The following is a 17166-nucleotide window of genomic DNA, read 5'->3' as shown; positions in this document are numbered from 1 at the left end:
GTTGCCCAACCCACTGCGACGGATCTCACAACATCGACGCCAGGCGCTCGCGCATGCTGGGCGACATGGCGTCATTCGTGGTCCGGCCCAACGGCATCCTGCAGTACGATATGTTCATCAACGGCAAGCGCTTCCGTGAAGGCACCGGGCTGCCCGACACTCCGGCCAACCGTCAGCGTATGCGGCGCAACGTCCGCCGCCTCAACGCCGAGCTCGAGACGGGGGCGTTCAACTACGCGAAGTGGTTCCCCAACAGCAAAAAGATCGAGGCCGCCGAGCGGCTGCTGCGTGAAAACCGCAGCGATGACCCGGGGCAGCGCTTCGGCCGCTATGCCTGGAGCTGGTACGAGATGTGCAAAGGCGACTGGAAGCCCGCCTATCGCACCCGGGTCGCCCGCAATCTGCGGGGTCACATCGTGCCCTTCCTGGGCGACTACCCGGTTGACCAGGTCGACGAGCGCGCCCTGCGCACGTTCCGCCAGGGGCTGCTCGAGGCGACCCGGCCCAACGGCCGACGGGCATTCAGCAACAGCCGCATCACCAACCTGATGGCGCATATCTCGGCGATCATGAACCTCGCCGAGCGCGAGCTGGGGATCAACAATCCGATCAAGCACCTGCCGCGGCTGCCGGACGACCGCAAGGATCCCCAGCCGCTGACCGTGGAGCAGGTCCATGCCTTTCTGCGCGCCGTCGACCCGCGCATGCGGCTGTACTTTGAGGTGCGCTTCTATACCGGGCTGCGCACCGGCGAGATCAACGGCCTGCGCCTGCGCGATCTGGACCTGCCGCGCAACCGCCTGCGAATCCGGGTGGCCCTCACCGATGGCATGCTGCAGATGCTCAAGACGCGCCGCTCGCGGCGCAACATCCAGCTCGCACCCCGACTCGGTGAGGCCCTGGCTGCCTATGTCGGCGAGCGCCACGGACCCAGTATGCTTGCGCTGTTGCGTGGTGGCGTCCCCGAGCAGCCCGAGGAGTTCAACGCCGATGCGGTGGAAGTGCGGGACCGCGCCCGTCAGCGCCGGGACCCCGATGACCCGGGTAACTTCGCTAACAACCCGCGGCTGGTGGTCCCGGATGCCGCCAACCCGAGGCATCCACTCGATGGGCTGCTATTCACCGACTTCGAAGGCCAGCCGCTGGATCCGTCCCAGGTCTCGAAGGACTTCTGGTTGCCCACCTTAAAGCACCTGGGCCTGGAGCGGCGCCGCGTTTATGAAACCCGGCATACCGCCGCCGTGCTGCATCTGGCCGCCGGTGAGAACCCCCTGTTCGTCTCACGCCTGCTAGGCCATGCCGACTCGGCCATGCTGTTCAACGTCTACGCGCCGTTCGTCCCGAACATCATGGGCCGGGATGGCGAGGCGTTCGAGGCGTTGATGACTCGGTGAGGGGGCAGATTCCGCATAGACGCCGCACCCACCGACCCACGCCGCCTAGTCCCGCTCGGCGTTGGAGCGCTGCCATCGACGCGCCTGAATGGCGGCCATGCAAAGCACCGCCATGGCAAGACTGAACACCAGTCCCCCTTCGACCCCCTGGCACGGCAGCCCGATCAGGAGCGACGCCACCACCAGCGCCATCAGCGCCGCCAGTGACGTCACCGCATACTGGGGGACGCCCCGGACACCCCAGAGCCATCCCAGCGGCCGAATCAGACCGGCAAGCAGCGCCACCAGCAGCGCTGCGCCGGTGATGCCCGTGAGCTGAACCAGTGACTGCAGCTCGACACGCACCTGCGCCACGGTCATCGGCAGCGGAGTAGGCGCCGTCACTACGCCAGCGACGAGTGCCGCGGCGGTGATCAGCGCCAGTACCGCCAGTGGCCCTGCCTGTAGCCAGCCACGGTCGGCCCGCTGAATCTGGCGCATGAGCAGGCCCAGACACAATGGCAGCGGCAGGGCGAGCAACATCAGGCGCGCCGGCCCGTTGAGGCCTCGAGCCGCCTCCGACCCCAAGCCGTTATCGAGCCCAAGCAGACCCGCACTGGCAATCAGCGCGACCATCAGCACCCCTGCCCCGCCCAGCACATGCCGCGGACTACTGGCGAGCCACCAGCCCAGTGGCAGGGCCGCGAGGCCGCTCAGCGCCACCCCGTTCCAGAGTGTCACCACGCTCCCACCCATTCCGATGCCCCGCCAGAGCGCCCATGCGGCCAGCGCGAACATCACCCAGGCCCACCACTCACGCGCCACCGTGCGGGCAAACCGCGCTCCCGGCAGCACCACGGCCAATGCCACCATGGCAACCCCCAGCGGGGCGGTATTCAGGGCGAATGGCAGGGTGGCCACCAACAGGTAAAAGCCACCCAGGGCCAGACGGTGGCGCCAGGGGGTCAGCGGAACCCCGCGCAGCCCTTCCCGGCGACGCATCGTGCCCTGCCAGTCCCGCAGCCGCCGCAGCGCCAGCAGGCTGCGCCAGCCCCGATCGGTAAAGACGAAATGCATGACCCCGAAGATGACCAACCCCAGCCACAGCCAGCCATCGGCCACGCCGCGTCGCGAGGCCTCAAGCCCCACCACCGCCATCAGGCCCATCACCCCCAGGATGAGCGCCGTGGTCTGCCCCACGCTGAAACCGGCGCGGCGGAGGATATGGTGGAGATGCTCGCGATCCGGGTGAAAGGGACTCTGCCCGCGCATGAGCCGGCGGACGATCAGGTTGAGGGTCTCGACCACGGGCAGCGCCAGCAGCCAGGCGATCCCCATCGGCGAGATCACCCGCCCCGGCAGCGCGGCGGTCTCAAGCGCCAGCCAGATCAGCGCAAACCCCAGCGCAAGGCTGCCGCCATCGCCCAGAAATACCGAGGCGCGGCGCCGCCAGGGAGCCCGCAGATTGAACACCAGAAACCCCAGCACCGCCGCCGCCAGCGTCAGCGCCAGGGCCGGCACCATGACGTTGCCGGCAAGCCACGCAGCGATGCTGAGCCCCACCAGGATCAGCACGGCCGCCCCACCGGCCAGGCCGTCCGCCCCGTCCATCATATTCAGGCTATTGACGAAGCCGACAATGGCCACAACCGTTATCGGGCCGGCCAGGGCCCCCAGTTGCACCAGACCCACGCCCGGCAGATGGCCGATATCGGCGAGCGTCGGGCCACCGGCGACCAGCACCAACGTCGCCATGACCAGTTGCGCCAACAGACGCCAGCGCGCCGACAGGCCGATGGCATCGTCAATGAGGCCACTCACCGCCAGGACGGCCAGCCCGGCATAGAGCGCGCCGTAGGCACGCAGGGGGATGGGCAGCAGCAGGCTTGCGAGGCCGAAGGCCAGCAGCACCGCCACCCCGCCGATCAGCGGCACCGCCCGGGCATGTACCTTGCGCCCGCCGGGCTTATCCACCAGACCAAGGGCGGCGGCGGGCGGTCGCAGGGCGACCACGCCCAGCACCGCCAATCCCATCGCCACCAACCATGCCGTTGCCATTGATGCCGTCATGTCATAAACCGGCCCGCCCTGCCGTTACCCCTCCGCTCCCTGCAGATCAGCCTAAGTATAACCGCGGATGGTGTTGCGATGTAAGGAACGGTCAGGCCGGCCAGGCGCACCCCCCGCGACGCCGGCGCCGGGAATCGGTTAGCCTGCCACCCATGAAACGATGGATTGCACGGATTATTGCGGGGCTGGCACTGGCCGGCGCGATCCTGCTGGGTGATGCCTGGCTGTTCGGCGGGACGGCCGAATCCGGCGATGCCGGCACCGCGCCAGATCCCACTGCCCTGCCCCCCGCATGGCAGTCCATGACCACGGGCGAGGTCGTGATCACCCCACCGGCAGCCGATGACGCTGAAACGACCGGTTCATCGCCCCGCCGCCTCGCCGTGCGCATTGCCGATGAGCCTGACGAGCGCGCCCAGGGGATGCAGCACCTGCCCGTGACAGTGGTCCGCGATCATCCAATCTGGTTCGCCTTCACACAGCCGCGCCGGGTGGGCTGGCACATGCAGAACGTCCGCCGCGCCCTCGACATTGCCTATATCAACGCCGACGGCGTCGTGATTGACGTCGAGCGGATGACCCCCGGTGGCACCGGCTATGGGATCGATGCACCGATTGCCGCCGCCCTTGAGCTCGCGGCCGGTGCCGCCGAGCGCCACGGCATCCGACCCGGCACCCGGCTGACGCTTACCGACTAGCCCTTCTGCGGCCGGCGCACGCGGATGTGCAGGTCATCCAGCGCCTGGGTATCCACCCCCGCCGGCGCATCGGTGAGCAGACAGGTGCCGGTCTGCGTCTTGGGAAAGGCCATGACGTCGCGGATCGAGCCCGCCCCGGCAATCAGCATGACCAACCGGTCAAGCCCGAAGGCGATCCCCCCATGCGGCGGCGCGCCGTACTCGAGCGCCTCGAGCAGGAAGCCGAACTTCTCGCGCGCCTCATCCGCCTCGATGCCCAAGCGCTCGAACACCGCCCACTGCATTTCGGGGCGATGGATACGGATCGACCCGCCGCCCAGCTCGGTGCCGTTGAGCACCAGATCATAGGCCCGGGAGATGAGCGCCTCGGGATCGGCGGCCTGGAACGCCTCCACCGAATCCGTACGCGGCGCGGTGAAGGGGTGATGCAGCGCGTAGTAGCGACCATCATCCTCGTCGTACTCGAACATCGGAAAGTCGACCACCCACAGCGGCCGCCATTCGCCTTCGAGCAGCCCCAGATCGTGGCCCAACCGCACCCGCAGCGCGGCCAACGACTCGTTGACCACCTTGGCCCGATCCGCCCCAAAAAAGATCAGATCACCGGCACCGGCGCCGGTGCGTGCGAGCAGGTCGGTGACCACCGATTTAGGCAAGAACTTGAGGATGGGGCTCTGCAGCCCATCGACGCCTTCCGCCGGGTCATTGACCTTGATGTACGCAAGGCCTTTGGCGCCATAGCGCCCCACGAACTCGGTGTACTCGTCGATCTGCCTGCGGGTGAGCGATGCCCCGCCCGGCACGCGCAGGGCGGCGACACGCCCCCGCGGGTCTGCGGCCGGCCCGGCGAACACCTTGAAATCCACGCCGGTCAGCAGATCACTGACCGTGACCAGATCCATGGGAATGCGCAGGTCGGGCCGGTCAATGCCATAACGCTCGATGGCCTCGGCGTAGGTCATGCGCGGGAAGGTCGCGGGGAGATCGACGCCCGCCACATCGTGCATGAGCTCGCGAACCATACGCTCCATCAGCTCAGTGATCTCGCCCTCGTCCATGAACGAGGCCTCGACATCAAGCTGGGTGAACTCGGGCTGGCGGTCGGCCCGCAGGTCCTCGTCCCGAAAGCAGCGCACGATCTGGTAGTAGCGATCGAGGCCCGACATCATCAGAAGCTGCTTGAACAGCTGCGGCGACTGCGGCAGCGCGTAGAAACTGCCCGCATGCAGGCGGCTTGGCACCAGAAAGTCCCGGGCGCCCTCAGGCGTCGCGCGGGTGAGCATGGGCGTTTCGATATCGAGAAAGCCGTAGCCATCGAGGAAGCGGTGCATGAAGCTGGTCACCCGGGCGCGGGTGATCAGGTGCTGCTGCATCGCCGGGCGGCGCAGATCCATGTAGCGATGACGCAGGCGCACGTCCTCGCCAACGTCGTCCTCGTCGACCTGGAACGGCGGCGTCTTGGCCGTGTTCAGCACTTCTATGTCATGGGCGAGCACCTCGACCTGGCCCGAGCCGAGGTTCTCGTTGGCGGTCCCCTCCGGCCGGCGACGCACCCGGCCACTGATTCGCAGCACCCACTCCGGCCGGGCGCGGTCAGCGGTGGCGAAGGCCTCCTCGCGATCCGGGTCGAACACCACCTGCAGGCGACCCTCGCGGTCGCGCAGATCAATGAAGATGACACCCCCGTGGTCCCGCCGCCGGTGCACCCAGCCGCAGATTTCTACATCCTGATCGAGCAGGGCCTCGGTGACATCGCCGCAGTAGTGGGTGCGCATAGGGATCAAACCGCCATTGATGGATCATTGAAGCCAGCAAATGTTAAGCGGTGGGGGAAGGGCAGGCAAGCCGTCCCAACCGGGTTGCAGGGTGCGAAACTACTCTTTGGCGCTGCCCCCAGGGGCTTTACCTGAGCCCTTGCCGGCGCCGTTGTCTTTGCCCGCAGCGGCCGACTTGCCGCCATCCTTGCGTCCTCCTTCGGCCGATTTCCCCTCGGACTTGGGGCTCGCGGCCTGATCCCCGGCCAGGTTGCGCTGGTTGTCCTTTTTAAAATCGGTCTCATACCAGCCACTGCCCTTCAGCCGGAAGGCGGCGGCGGAAATCTTGCGCCGCAGCGCGGCATGGCCGCACTCGGGGCATTCAGTGAGCACGGCATCGTTCATGCCCTGCAGTGCCTCGAGCTCGTGGCGGCAGTCATCGCAAACGTATTCATAGATCGGCATGCTGTGGGTCCCTGTCACCTGTGCAATGGTTATTGAGTCGGGGCGCGACTGCCCCAATGCAAGCCATGATAGCCGGTTTTGGATCATCAGGAGTCCGTCAGTGCCGCTTCAGATCATCGCTGCCATCTTTCTCGCCGCCACGCTGTTCGTGTTCATCCAGATCGGCGTCGTGACCGTCGCCTTTGACAAGCTGGGACTGTCGCAGGGCTCCGCCATGCTGCTGCTGATCACCTCGCTGCTCGGCAGCAGCATCAACCTGCCGCTATTCACGGTCGACGCCACCCGCGAGCCCGATCCGCGCTGGGCCGAACGGCTGCGCTGGATGACCGCCATGGCCCGTCGGCTCAACCCAGACAAAGTGCTTATCGCAGTCAATGTCGGCGGCGGCATCATCCCCGTGGCGTTCACGGTCTATCTGCTCAACCACAACCCGCTGTCACCGGGGATCGTGCTGGCGGCAGTCGCCATCCAGACCGGCATCTGCTACGCGTTCAGCCGGCCTGTCAGTGGGGTCGGGATCGGGATGCCGATCTTCATCGCGCCGATCAGCGCGGCGGTGACCGCCGTCACGCTGGCGCCTGAGAGCAGCGCCCCGCTGGCCTACATCGGCGGCACCCTGGGCGTGCTGCTGGGCGCCGACGCCCTGCGCCTGCGCGACGTACGCGGCCTCGGCTCGCCCCTGGCCTCGATTGGCGGGGCGGGAACGTTTGACGGTGTGTTCATCACCGGGCTGGTGGCGGTGTTGCTGGCGTAGATGCGGCTCGGCAAACCATTGCAGTCCATGCGCTGAATAGTGGCAACTCTCTGTTCTTAGGCGATAAGATCATTGCATTAATGATTGCATAACGGCGGTTTGAATGGCGCGTCCATCACGCATCCAGTGGTCTCAGGTCGCGCAGGCATTACAGGCGCAGGTCGCTGGCATCGAGGAGACATCGCTCCCGGTCATGCGGATCGATACTGAGGGCCGGGCCCATGACGCCGGGCTGCTTACGCCGATCGCACCCGAGGGCTGTCATTTCGACCTGCAGGCCCTGGGCTGGCCGATCGACGAGGCGCAGCGCGATGGCTGGTGGGAGAGCCTGCCCTATCCGATCCTCGATATGCGCCCGCAGGGCTACATCGGGCGTCGTTATGCCCGGGCACTTGAGGGCAGGCTGCCGGTCCCCGCCGAACCGGCCTTGTGGAGTGACGACGACATCCTGCGCATCATCGGCCGGCACGGCGCCGATCTGCCCGGAGACCTGGTGGTGGGGCAGGCATCCATCGAGTGCTGGTACCGGGAGCGCGCCGAGGGCAAGTCGGCCATATCCGTGTCGAATCGACAGACAGATTTCCCGGCGCTCGCCAGGCGGGCGATTGCGGACATCTTGCCCGCGTCCAGTGCCGGTGGCGAATTTCCCAAGTTCACGGCCTTGTGCATGAATTCCAAGACCGGTACGTCAACCCCGGTCATCGTCAAGTTCTCCGCGCCGGACGATGGGTCAGCCGTGGTGCAGCGCTGGCGGGATCTGCTCTACTGCGAGCATCTCGCAGCACGAGCGCTGGCCGGGATAGCGGGCGTCAAGGCGTCGCAAACGAGGGTCATTGATGCCGAGTCGCGGCGTTTCCTGGAGATCGAGCGCTTCGATCGACAGGGCGCCTTCGGACGCCGTCCGGTCTCGACCCTCGCAGCGATCGATCCGTCGCTGGTGGGTGTGTTCAGTCACGACTGGCGTGTGCAGATTGCGGCATTGCATCGCCATGGCTGGCTGGATGCGGCGGGATGCGTGGCGGTGAGCCGGCAGTGGTGGTTCGGACGGATGATCGCCAATTCCGACATGCACCCGGGGAACGTGACCTTTCGACCCGTCGCGGCTGACGGACAACGGCCAGGCCGTCCCCGCTTTGAGCCCACGCCGGCCTACGACATGCTGCCGATGGCCTACGCGCCAATAACGAGTGGCGAGATGCGGGCGCCGGACTTCGACCCACCGATGCCACAACCCGCCGAATTCGCCGACTGGCACGCCGCAGCCGAGGCGGCGATTGTTTTCTGGACGACCGTCGCCGAGACGCCGCATATTGAGACCGCGTTGAGACGGGCCGGCGAGGCAAACGCCCGTACGCTTGCGCGCAGGGCCGCACAGATCGGGTAATCCGCCCGGCAATCGGGTGATCTGCAGTGCCACGAAGTGGCCGCACTGGCATGGCACCATCGCGATCCATTCGACCGCTTGCTGGTTGCCCAAACGCTCAGATTGCCTGCTTACTTGCTCACCACCGACCGCCGACTGCCGCCTTACTCATCGCTAATCCGACTGATCGCCATTTAGGCGCTGGAGCGCAAGGCCGTACACATCCGGTATCCGGGACAGGCCAAAGATCCCGAGAAGCGGATGCCTCTTCCGGAGGGCTTGAACACCCACAATGTGTATCCATCAGTGTGTATCGGGGATGTGTATAAACGATATGGGTGACGAGTGTGCAAGGGATCGGGAACAGGGATGACCGCCTCGTTCTGGACGAACATCGCGGGAAGTCCCACATTGTGTAATCCGCCAGCCAGAGGAGGCCATCCATGGATTTCAATCGCTATCGCGAAGTGCTTGCCGAGCGCGTCGGCTCACTGACTCGGCCATTCGATGATGCCGAGTACGATCGGCGCCGCCGGGCCGTCACACAGCGAATGGCGGCGGCCGGCCTGGACGGGTTGCTGGTCACCGACGCGGCGGATATCGGCTATCTCACCGGCTACAACACCCTCGAGGTCTCGGTGCATACCGCACTACTGCTCACGACCGGGGGCAACCCACCCGGACAAGCGGTGCTGCAAGTACCCTCCATCGAGACCGGCCCGGCCGTGACCACCGCCCGGGTGGACGCGGTCTTTGGATATCGCTGGGAAGACGCGAACGGCGCTGCGGAGCAGATGGCCGGCATCATCGCCGACCTGGGGCTTTCCGGGCCCATCGGCACGGACAACTGGGGACCCGCACTGCGCACCGGTTTCAGGGACGGACTCGCGGACGCACTCCCGGATCGGCCCCTCATCGATGCCTCGGGACTGGTCGATGCCGTCAAGATCGTCAAAAGCGACGCCGAAATCGCCCTGCTGCGGGAAAGCGCCCGGATCACCGAGGCCGGCATCGCCGCTGCCGAGCAGCTGATCGCCCCGGGCGTGACGGACCAGCAGCTCGCCGCCGCTGGATCGGCGGCCATGATCAACGCCGGCAGCGAGTTCATGAGCCTGCAGCCGATCGTCACGGCCGGCTGGCGATCAAGCGTCATCCACTGCAACCACCAGCGTCACACGGTGGCGGGCGGTGACCCGGTGTTCATCGAGTTCGGGTCGGCGTATCAGCGCTATACCGCACCAATGATGCGCACACGCGTCGCGGGGTCCGTAACCGATGACATGCGTCGGGTGGCGGATGGCATCCGGGATATCCACACAACCCTGATCGAGCACATGCGCCCGGGTGTGTCGATGGATAACGCGGCGGCCGCGGCCGAGGCGGCCCTCGCCCCACTCGCCGACCGGGCGTTCTTCTCGGGTGTGTTCGGTTACACCGTCGGGCTCCAGTTCCCGCCTTCATGGGTGGAGGGCTCCGGGTTCATAGCCCGCGGCGTCGAGCGCGAGTTCCAGACCAACATGGTCTTTCATCTGCCGTTGATGCTGCGTATCCCCGGCCAATGGGGCATCGGGATGAGCAACACGGTGCGGGTGACCGAAGCCGGCGGCGAGCCGCTGACCCACAACGACCTACGACTGACCGGAACGGACCATGTCTGAGACCCCGCAACGCGCAGAGACAAAGCCAGTCATCCTGATCACCGGTTGCTCCACGGGCATCGGGCGGCACTGCGCGTTCGCCATGCAACGCCACGGCTGGCGCGTCTTTGCCACGGCACGCCAGCCGCAGGACGTCGAGGCCCTGCAGCATGATGGCCTGGACGATGCGCTGCGCCTGGATGTGGATGATGACGCGAGCATTCAGCGCGCGGTGGATACCCTGCTCGGTCGCACTAACGGCCGCATTGATGCCGTTTTCAACAACGCCGGGTTCGGCCAGCCGGGGGCCGTCGAGGATCTGCCCCGCGAAGCCCTGCGCGCGCAGTTCGAAACCAATGTCCTCGGCGCTCAGGCGGTGATTCGCACTGTGCTGCCGGCGATGCGGGCTCAAGGCCATGGCCGCATCGTCCAGCACAGCTCAGTGCTCGGCTTTATCGGCCTGCCGTGGCGGGGCGCCTACAACGCCTCGAAGTACGCCCTCGAAGGCCTGACCGACACCCTGCGTCAGGAACTGGGCGGCAGCGGCATCGAGGCGGTACTGATCCAGACCGGGCCGGTCACGAGCCACTTCCGGGCCACCGGAAGGGAAAAGTTCGAGCGCTGGATCGATCCCAGTGCAAGCGTCCACCAGCAAAGCTATCAGGCCGTGATCAAACGCCTCGAAGGCGCCGGTGATCCGCCATTCACGCTGGGGGCCGAGGCGGTGGCGCGCAAGCTGCGCCTGGCGGTCGAGTCCGTTCACCCCAAGCCCCGCTACCACGTCACCCTCCCCACCCATGTCTTTAAGGCGCTACGCCGGCTGCTGCCGACGCGCGCCCTCGACACGGTAATCCGCCGGGTGAACGGCTAGGCGCCCTCGACCTCCATCCAACCCCGCCAGAGCCCGAAGGCCGGGTTTTCGTCGGCATCGATCGCGCGCCCAAGAGAGGAACCCGCAACCTCTCCACCCATGCCGATCAACATTGCCCGCGGGCGACCGTGATAGGTGATCTGGATGGACTCACCCCGCTCCACCGCCGCCAGCAACTCGGCCGCACGAAGCCGCAGATCCCGAACCGATGCCTGCATTTTTCACCTCCTGCCTGTTTCACAAACTTTATGAAACAAACGCCGGCCTGGCAATGATCCGCCGGGTGAACGGCTAGGCCGGCACGGGCTCGCTGACCCGCTCGAGGGTCAAGCCGCCACTGCCCTCGCCGTCCGTCGACGCCTCGGCATCCACCCGGATGCGATCGCCGGCCTGGAATTCGCCGGCAAGGATCCGCTGCGCCAGAGCATTCTCGACCCGCTGCTGGAGCACCCGCTTCAGCGGCCGGGCGCCATACATCGGGTCGAAGCCCGCTTCGCCGATCACATCCAGTGCCGCATCAGTGAGCTCCAGCGCCATGTCCCGGTCGCGCAGCCGCTCGGAGAGGTCGCGCACCTGGATCTCGGTGATCCGGCGGATCTGCTCGCGCTCGAGGGGGTGGAACACCACCACGTCATCGACCCGGTTGATGAACTCCGGCGGGAAATGCTGGCCGACCACGCCCATCACCTCGCGCTTCATCTCGTCATACTGCGCCTCGCCGGCATGCGACTGGATGAGGTGTGAGCCGAGGTTGGAGGTCATCACGATCACGGTATTGCGGAAATCCACCGTGCGGCCGTGGCTGTCGGTGAGCCGTCCGTCATCGAGCACCTGCAGCAGGATGTTGAAGACATCCGCGTGGGCCTTTTCCACCTCATCGAGCAGCAGCACCGAGTAGGGCTTGCGGCGCACGGCCTCGGTCAGATGGCCGCCCTCTTCATAGCCGACGTAGCCCGGCGGCGCACCGATGAGCCGTGCCACGGAGTGCTTTTCCATGAACTCGGACATGTCAATGCGCACCATCGCCTCCTCGGTATCAAAGAGGAAGCTCGCCAGCGCCTTACACAGCTCGGTCTTGCCGACGCCCGTGGGGCCGAGGAACAGGAACGAGCCATTCGGCCGGTGCGGATCGGACAGCCCCGCCCGTGACCGGCGGATGGCATCCGAGACGGCCTGCACGGCCTCGGACTGGCCAATCACCCGCTCGCCCAGACCTTCTTCCATGCGCAGCAGCTTGTCGCGCTCACCCTCGAGCATCTTCGCCACGGGGATGCCGGTCCACTTCGAGACCACCTCGGCGACTTCCTCATCAGTGACCGCGTTGCGGAGCAGCTGCATGGCCGGTTGATCCTCGGCCTGCGTGGCCGCCTCAAGCTGCTGCTCGAGCTCGGGGATCCGGCCGTACTGGAGCTCGGACATGCGCGTCAGGTCACTCGCCCGGCGGGCTGTCTCCAGCTCCTGACGGGCCTGCTCCAGGGCCTCCTTGAGCCCGGTGGTGCCCTCCACGGCGGCCTTTTCGCGATTCCAGACGGCTTCCATTTCGCTGTATTCATGCTCAATCTCGGCGATCTCGTCCTCAAGGGTGGCGAGGCGCTTTTTCGAGGCCTCGTCGGCTTCCTTATTGAGGGCCTCGCGCTCGATCTTGAGCTGAATCAGCCGGCGCTCGAGTCGATCCATGGCCTCCGGCTTGGAATCGATCTCGATGCGGATGCGGCTCGCCGCCTCATCGATCAGGTCGATGGCCTTGTCCGGGAGCTTGCGGTCGGTGATGTAGCGCTGCGAGAGCGTGGCCGCGCTGACGATCGCCGGGTCGGTGATCTCGACGCCGTGGTGCACCTCATAGCGCTCCTTCAGGCCGCGCAGAATCGCCACGGTGTCCTCCACCGAGGGCTCGTCCACCAGCACTTTCTGGAAGCGCCGCTCCAGCGCGGCATCCTTTTCAATGTTGGTGCGGTACTCATCCAGCGTGGTCGCGCCAATGCAGTGCAGCTCACCCCGCGCCAGGGCCGGCTTGAGCATATTGCCCGCGTCCATCGAACCCTCGGCCTTACCGGCGCCGACGATGGTGTGAATCTCATCGATGAACAGGATGATCTCACCTTCCTGCTTGGCCAGGTCCTTGAGCACGCCCTTCATGCGCTCCTCAAACTCGCCCCGGTACTTCGCGCCGGCCACCATCGCCCCCATGTCGAGCGAGAGCACGCGCTTTTCCTTCAGCGCCTCGGGCACCTCGTGGTTGACGATGCGCAGCGCCAGGCCCTCGACGATGGCCGTCTTGCCCACGCCCGGCTCGCCGATCAGCACCGGATTGTTCTTGGTGCGCCGCTGCAGGACCTGGATCGTGCGTCGGATCTCCTCGTCACGGCCGATCACCGGATCGAGCTTGCCCTGCTCCGCCCGCTCGGTGACGTCGATGGTGTACTTCTCAAGCGCCTGGCGCTGGTCCTCGGCATTGGGATCATCGACGTTCTCGCCGCCGCGGGTGGTATCGATGGCCTTCTCCAGCGCCTCTTTATTGGCACCGGCGTGTTTCAGCGCCTCGCCCACCCGGGTCTTGCCATCATCCACGGCCGCCAGCAGAAACAGCTCACTCGAGATGTAGCTGTCGCCGCGCTTCTGCGCGCGCTTGTCGGTCTGATTGAGCAGTCGGTTGAGGTCATTGCTGACATGCACCTCACCGCCATCACCGCTCACCGTGGGCAGCCGATCAACGGCTTCGCCGAGCTGCGAGCGCAGCAGATTGACATTGACGCCTGCCTGCTGCAGCAGGTGACGCACGCCGCCGCCCTCCTGATCGAGCATAGCGAGCGTCAGATGCTCCGGCTCGATCATCGAGTTGTCACGCCCCACGGCCAGCGATTGCGCATCCGCCAGGGCCATCTGGAATTTCGTGGTCAGTTTGTCCGTACGCATGGTGCAGACTCCTTCAGTAGTCGTTCGCTTTGACTATTGATATGGGGTGTGCATCAGGCCTTTGCAAGTCGCGCCACGAACCCGGCAAGACGGCCCGTGGCACCCTCACGCCGATAGGAATAACTGGTGCTCGACGCCGTGTGGGTGCAGCGGTCCACCGCGGTGATCGCGCCAACGCCCCCGTCCGCGAGGATCCCGCGGGCGGTGGCCGCCAGATCAAGTTGAAAGCGCCCGCTGGGGGTGTCACCCGCTGGGGGGCCCTGTCCCGCGTTGTCGGTGACGGTTGCCGACCGATATCGGGCAGCCACCCCTTCGCTTGCCATCGCCTCGATCACCTCACCGCCCACCGCATAGGCCTCCGCCCCGATACACGGGCCGATACAGGCCATGAGCTCAGACGCCGGGACGGGCAGTGCCGCCAGGGTCTGCGGGATCACCCCTGCTGCCAGACCACGCCAGCCCGCATGGACCGCGGCCACACAAGTGCCGTCCCTCGCGGCCAGCAGGATCGGCACGCAATCGGCCACCAGTACCGCACAGACCTGCCCGGGCTGATCCGTCCACACCGCATCGGCCTCAGTGACGTCGCGCTCGACGGCGCTTGCATGCACCACACGGGTGCCGTGCACCTGGGAGAGCCATCGCGGCGCCTCGGGCAGGCCGGCCTGCTCAAGCAGACGCCGACGATTTTCCCGCACCGCCGCGGGGTCATCGCCCACGTGCATCGCCAGGTTGAGGGCGTCATACGGCGGCTCGCTGACTCCACCGTGCCGGGTCGTAAAGCCGGCGTTCACCGGCGCTGGCCAATCCGGGCGCAGGATCGACAGGCCCGTCCCGGCGGTCATGGCCGCCACCGTCCGTCATCCTCAGCGGCCGACGCCATCTGAGCCTGATGCGCACGCAGGGCGGCCAGCAGCGCGGCAAAGTCGTCCGGTGGCGGCGCCGACCAGGAAAGGGTCTCACCACTTGTCGGGTGCACCAGCGTGAGGGTCTCGGCATGCAGGGCCTGCCGGCGGAAGCGGCGCAGCACATCGGCCAGCGTGTGGACGTTGCGTGTGGATGACGAGTGTTCACTCGGCGCCGAAGCAACCCCACTATCTCCCTCGGCCGGGATTGCCGACTCGGCCCCTGACGGCAGCGCCAGCCGCCCGCCATACAGCACGTCACCGACAATCGGATGGCGGATATGCGCCATGTGCACACGGATCTGATGCGTCCGCCCCGTCTCCAGCCGGCAGCGGAGCAGCGTATGGGCCGGGAAACGCGCCTCGATGCGGTAATGGGTGACCGCCGGCTTGACCCCCGCGCCGATGGGATCGCCGTTATTGTCCACGCCCTGGCGCACCGCCATCCGCAACCGGTCCCGCGGGTGCCGGCCAATGGGCGCATCCACGCTGCCGCCCGCGGTAAAGGTGCCGCCGACCACCGCCAGATACTCGCGGCCCACCGTGCGGGCCTGGAGCTGCTCAACCAGATGGGTATGCGCCTCGAGGGTCTTCGCCACCACCATCAACCCCGTGGTGTCACGGTCGAGCCGATGCACGATCCCCCCGCGCGGCAGCCCGCCAAGGCGCGCATCATGATGCAGCAGCGCATTCTGCAGCGTGCCATCCGCATTGCCCGCGCCGGGGTGCACCACCAGACCGGCGGGTTTATTGATCACCAGGAGGGCCGTGTCCTCATGAACGATGGACAGCGGAATGGGCTCGGCCGCGACCACCCCCTCCTCCGAGGCGGTGGCGGCCAGCCGGATGCGCTCACCGCCCTTGACCGCCACACGCCCCCGCGGCGATCCGCCATCGACGGTCAGATCCCCATCGCGCAGCCAGCGCTGCAGCCGCGAGCGCGAGAACTCCGGGAACAGCTCGGCGAGCACGGCATCCAGCCGCCGCCCCGCGGCGGCCTCGGGGATCGTCGCGTCGCGCTCGATCCGGGTCACTGACGAGTCATTCATGCTGGGCGATGCTCCCCGTTTTCTCTAGACTGGGTGGATCAGACACACGGTGGACACAGGTGCCATGACGCGCTTTCTCGCAATTCTACTGCTTATCGGCCTGCTCGCGGGCTGCGCCGGCAACACGCAGACCTCCAACCGGCTCGACAATGCCGAGGCGGCGGCCCTCTACGAAGCCGCCAGCGAGGCGGCCGGGCGCAACGACTGGCAGACCGCCATCAGCGAGCTCGAGTCGCTGCAGGCGCAGTACCCGTTCGGGCTCTACGCCACCCAGGCCCAGCTCGACATCATCCACGCCTACTTCCAGGCCGGCGAAGTGGCCTCCACCGTGGCCGCCGCCGAACGCTTCCGGCGCATCAACCCGCGCCACCGCGCCGTGCCCTACAGCTGGTACATGCAGGGCCTCGCGCTTGAGGAGAAAAACCGCGGGCCGGTCAAGGACTGGGTGGGCATCAACGACGTCCTGCGCGACCCGGTCCCACGGCGCCAGGCCTTCGCCGCCTACACCACACTGGTCGAGGACTATCCCGACAGTGAGTACACCGACATGGCGCGCGGACGACTGGATGTGCTGTACGCCGAAGGCGCGGAGTTCCAGTTGAGCGTGGCGCGCTTTTATGCCGATCGCGATGCCTGGGTGGCCGCCGCCCGGCGGGCCATCACCGTGATCGAGGCCTTTGAGGGCACCGCCGCGGTCAAGCCGGCCACCGACCTGCTTGGCACCGCCTACCAGCGCCTCGGTCTGGATGCCCTGGCTGATGGCGTGCGCACGGCCCAGCGCGAGACCGACCGCGATGCCGGGGACCGCATCCCCGACACGCCGACACTCTACGAGGAAGAGACGATGGAAGTGCCACCCGCCCCCACGTCCGAAGGCCCCTCAGGCGGCTCAGGCGGAATGGGTGGCCCGATGGGCGGCGGCCTCTAGCGGCGTCCAGCCGCCGCGGACGGCGTTCGCGATCAGAGCGCCTGTTCGCCGGAATCGCTGGTGCGGATCCGCACGGCCTGCTCCACCGGCGTGACGAATACCTTGCCGTCGCCGATCTTGCCGGTGTTGGCCGCCGCCACGATGGCCTCGACCACGCGCTCGACCTGGTCGTCGGCCACCACCACTTCGACGCGCATCTTGGGCAGGAAGTCCACAACGTACTCCGCCCCGCGATAAAGCTCGGTGTGGCCCTTCTGCCGGCCAAACCCCTTCACCTCGGTCACCGTCATGCCGGTGATGCCCACTTCGGCGATGGCCTCGCGCACGTCATCGAGCTTGAACGGCTTGATGATGGCCTCGATTTTCTTCATTCCAATGCTCCGCTG

At 66.7% G+C, this 17166-nt stretch carries 15 protein-coding genes; 7 read left to right on the top strand and 8 right to left on the bottom strand.

The features are described 5' to 3' along the window. The first annotated feature begins 65 nt into the window (after positions 1-65). Positions 66-1394 carry a site-specific integrase gene (locus tag FPL11_RS03155; RefSeq protein ID WP_159308536.1) on the top strand — a complete coding sequence of 443 codons (1329 nt, stop codon included), beginning with the start codon at positions 66-68 and terminating at the stop codon, positions 1392-1394. Between the two features lie 45 nt (positions 1395-1439). On the opposite strand, the gene FPL11_RS03150 is transcribed toward FPL11_RS03155, so the two are convergent. Beyond that, positions 1440-3443 carry an MraY family glycosyltransferase gene (locus FPL11_RS03150; RefSeq protein WP_144347185.1) on the bottom strand — a complete coding sequence of 668 codons (2004 nt, stop codon included), beginning with the start codon at positions 3441-3443 and terminating at the stop codon, positions 1440-1442. 152 nt (positions 3444-3595) lie between these two features. Here FPL11_RS03150 and FPL11_RS03145 point away from each other — a divergent pair, with 152 nt between their 5' ends. After that, on the top strand, positions 3596-4141 hold the full coding sequence (locus tag FPL11_RS03145; RefSeq protein WP_159308535.1) for a DUF192 domain-containing protein: 546 nt from the start codon (positions 3596-3598) through the stop codon (positions 4139-4141). Here FPL11_RS03145 and aspS read toward each other — a convergent pair. After that, positions 4138-5916: an aspartate--tRNA ligase gene (gene aspS / locus FPL11_RS03140; RefSeq protein WP_144347181.1), complete on the bottom strand. Its 1779-nt coding sequence runs from the start codon at positions 5914-5916 to the stop codon at positions 4138-4140. The genes FPL11_RS03145 and aspS overlap by 4 nt on opposite strands. A 99-nt stretch (positions 5917-6015) precedes the next feature. Then, entirely contained in the window at positions 6016-6360 is a 345-nt protein-coding gene (locus tag FPL11_RS03135; RefSeq protein WP_144347180.1) for an FmdB family zinc ribbon protein, read from the bottom strand. 100 nt (positions 6361-6460) lie between these two features. Between FPL11_RS03135 and FPL11_RS03130 the strand changes: the two genes are divergently transcribed. The 4 genes from FPL11_RS03130 (at position 6461) to FPL11_RS03115 (ending at position 10985) form a co-directional block, all read left to right on the top strand. Next, positions 6461-7114: a DUF1614 domain-containing protein gene (locus tag FPL11_RS03130; protein ID WP_144347178.1), complete on the top strand. Its 654-nt coding sequence runs from the start codon at positions 6461-6463 to the stop codon at positions 7112-7114. Positions 7115-7217: 103 nt separating this feature from the next. Further along, positions 7218-8498, top strand: coding sequence for a HipA domain-containing protein (locus FPL11_RS03125; RefSeq protein ID WP_144347177.1), 1281 nt, complete (start codon positions 7218-7220; stop codon positions 8496-8498). A 422-nt stretch (positions 8499-8920) separates the two neighbouring features. Next, positions 8921-10135: a M24 family metallopeptidase gene (locus FPL11_RS03120; protein ID WP_144347176.1), complete on the top strand. Its 1215-nt coding sequence runs from the start codon at positions 8921-8923 to the stop codon at positions 10133-10135. Further along, positions 10128-10985 (top strand): SDR family NAD(P)-dependent oxidoreductase, encoded by an 858-nt coding sequence (locus FPL11_RS03115; protein WP_144347175.1) that lies wholly within the window; start codon positions 10128-10130, stop codon positions 10983-10985. Before FPL11_RS03120 ends, FPL11_RS03115 begins: the two co-directional genes overlap by 8 nt. Here FPL11_RS03115 and FPL11_RS03110 read toward each other — a convergent pair. The 4 genes from FPL11_RS03110 to FPL11_RS03095 form a co-directional block, all read right to left on the bottom strand. Next, complete coding sequence (locus FPL11_RS03110; RefSeq protein ID WP_144347174.1) at positions 10982-11203, bottom strand: type II toxin-antitoxin system Phd/YefM family antitoxin; 222 nt, start codon at positions 11201-11203, stop codon at positions 10982-10984. The genes FPL11_RS03115 and FPL11_RS03110 overlap by 4 nt on opposite strands. A gap of 73 nt (positions 11204-11276) precedes the next feature. Next, a complete protein-coding gene (clpB, locus tag FPL11_RS03105) occupies positions 11277-13898 on the bottom strand; it encodes an ATP-dependent chaperone ClpB (RefSeq protein ID WP_144347173.1) in 2622 nt (873 codons plus the stop codon). A 53-nt stretch (positions 13899-13951) separates the two neighbouring features. Then, on the bottom strand, positions 13952-14743 hold the full coding sequence (pgeF, locus tag FPL11_RS03100) for a peptidoglycan editing factor PgeF (RefSeq protein ID WP_200833625.1): 792 nt from the start codon (positions 14741-14743) through the stop codon (positions 13952-13954). Further along, the gene (locus tag FPL11_RS03095; RefSeq protein WP_144347172.1) at positions 14740-15852 is read right to left on the bottom strand and encodes an RluA family pseudouridine synthase; all 1113 of its coding nucleotides are present in this window, start codon (positions 15850-15852) and stop codon (positions 14740-14742) included. The genes pgeF and FPL11_RS03095 overlap by 4 nt, the downstream gene beginning before the upstream one ends. 64 nt (positions 15853-15916) lie before the next feature. Here FPL11_RS03095 and FPL11_RS03090 point away from each other — a divergent pair, with 64 nt between their 5' ends. After that, a complete protein-coding gene (locus FPL11_RS03090; protein ID WP_144347171.1) occupies positions 15917-16780 on the top strand; it encodes an outer membrane protein assembly factor BamD in 864 nt (287 codons plus the stop codon). Between the two features lie 32 nt (positions 16781-16812). Here FPL11_RS03090 and FPL11_RS03085 read toward each other — a convergent pair whose 3' ends face one another. After that, positions 16813-17151 carry a P-II family nitrogen regulator gene (locus tag FPL11_RS03085; RefSeq protein WP_110882487.1) on the bottom strand — a complete coding sequence of 113 codons (339 nt, stop codon included), beginning with the start codon at positions 17149-17151 and terminating at the stop codon, positions 16813-16815. Positions 17152-17166: the final 15 nt, after the last annotated feature.

Origin of the sequence: Spiribacter aquaticus, from assembly GCF_007625215.1 — a bacterium.
Lineage (GTDB): Bacteria > Pseudomonadota > Gammaproteobacteria > Nitrococcales > Nitrococcaceae > Spiribacter > Spiribacter roseus.
This window is presented reverse-complemented; position numbering and strand designations above follow the sequence as displayed.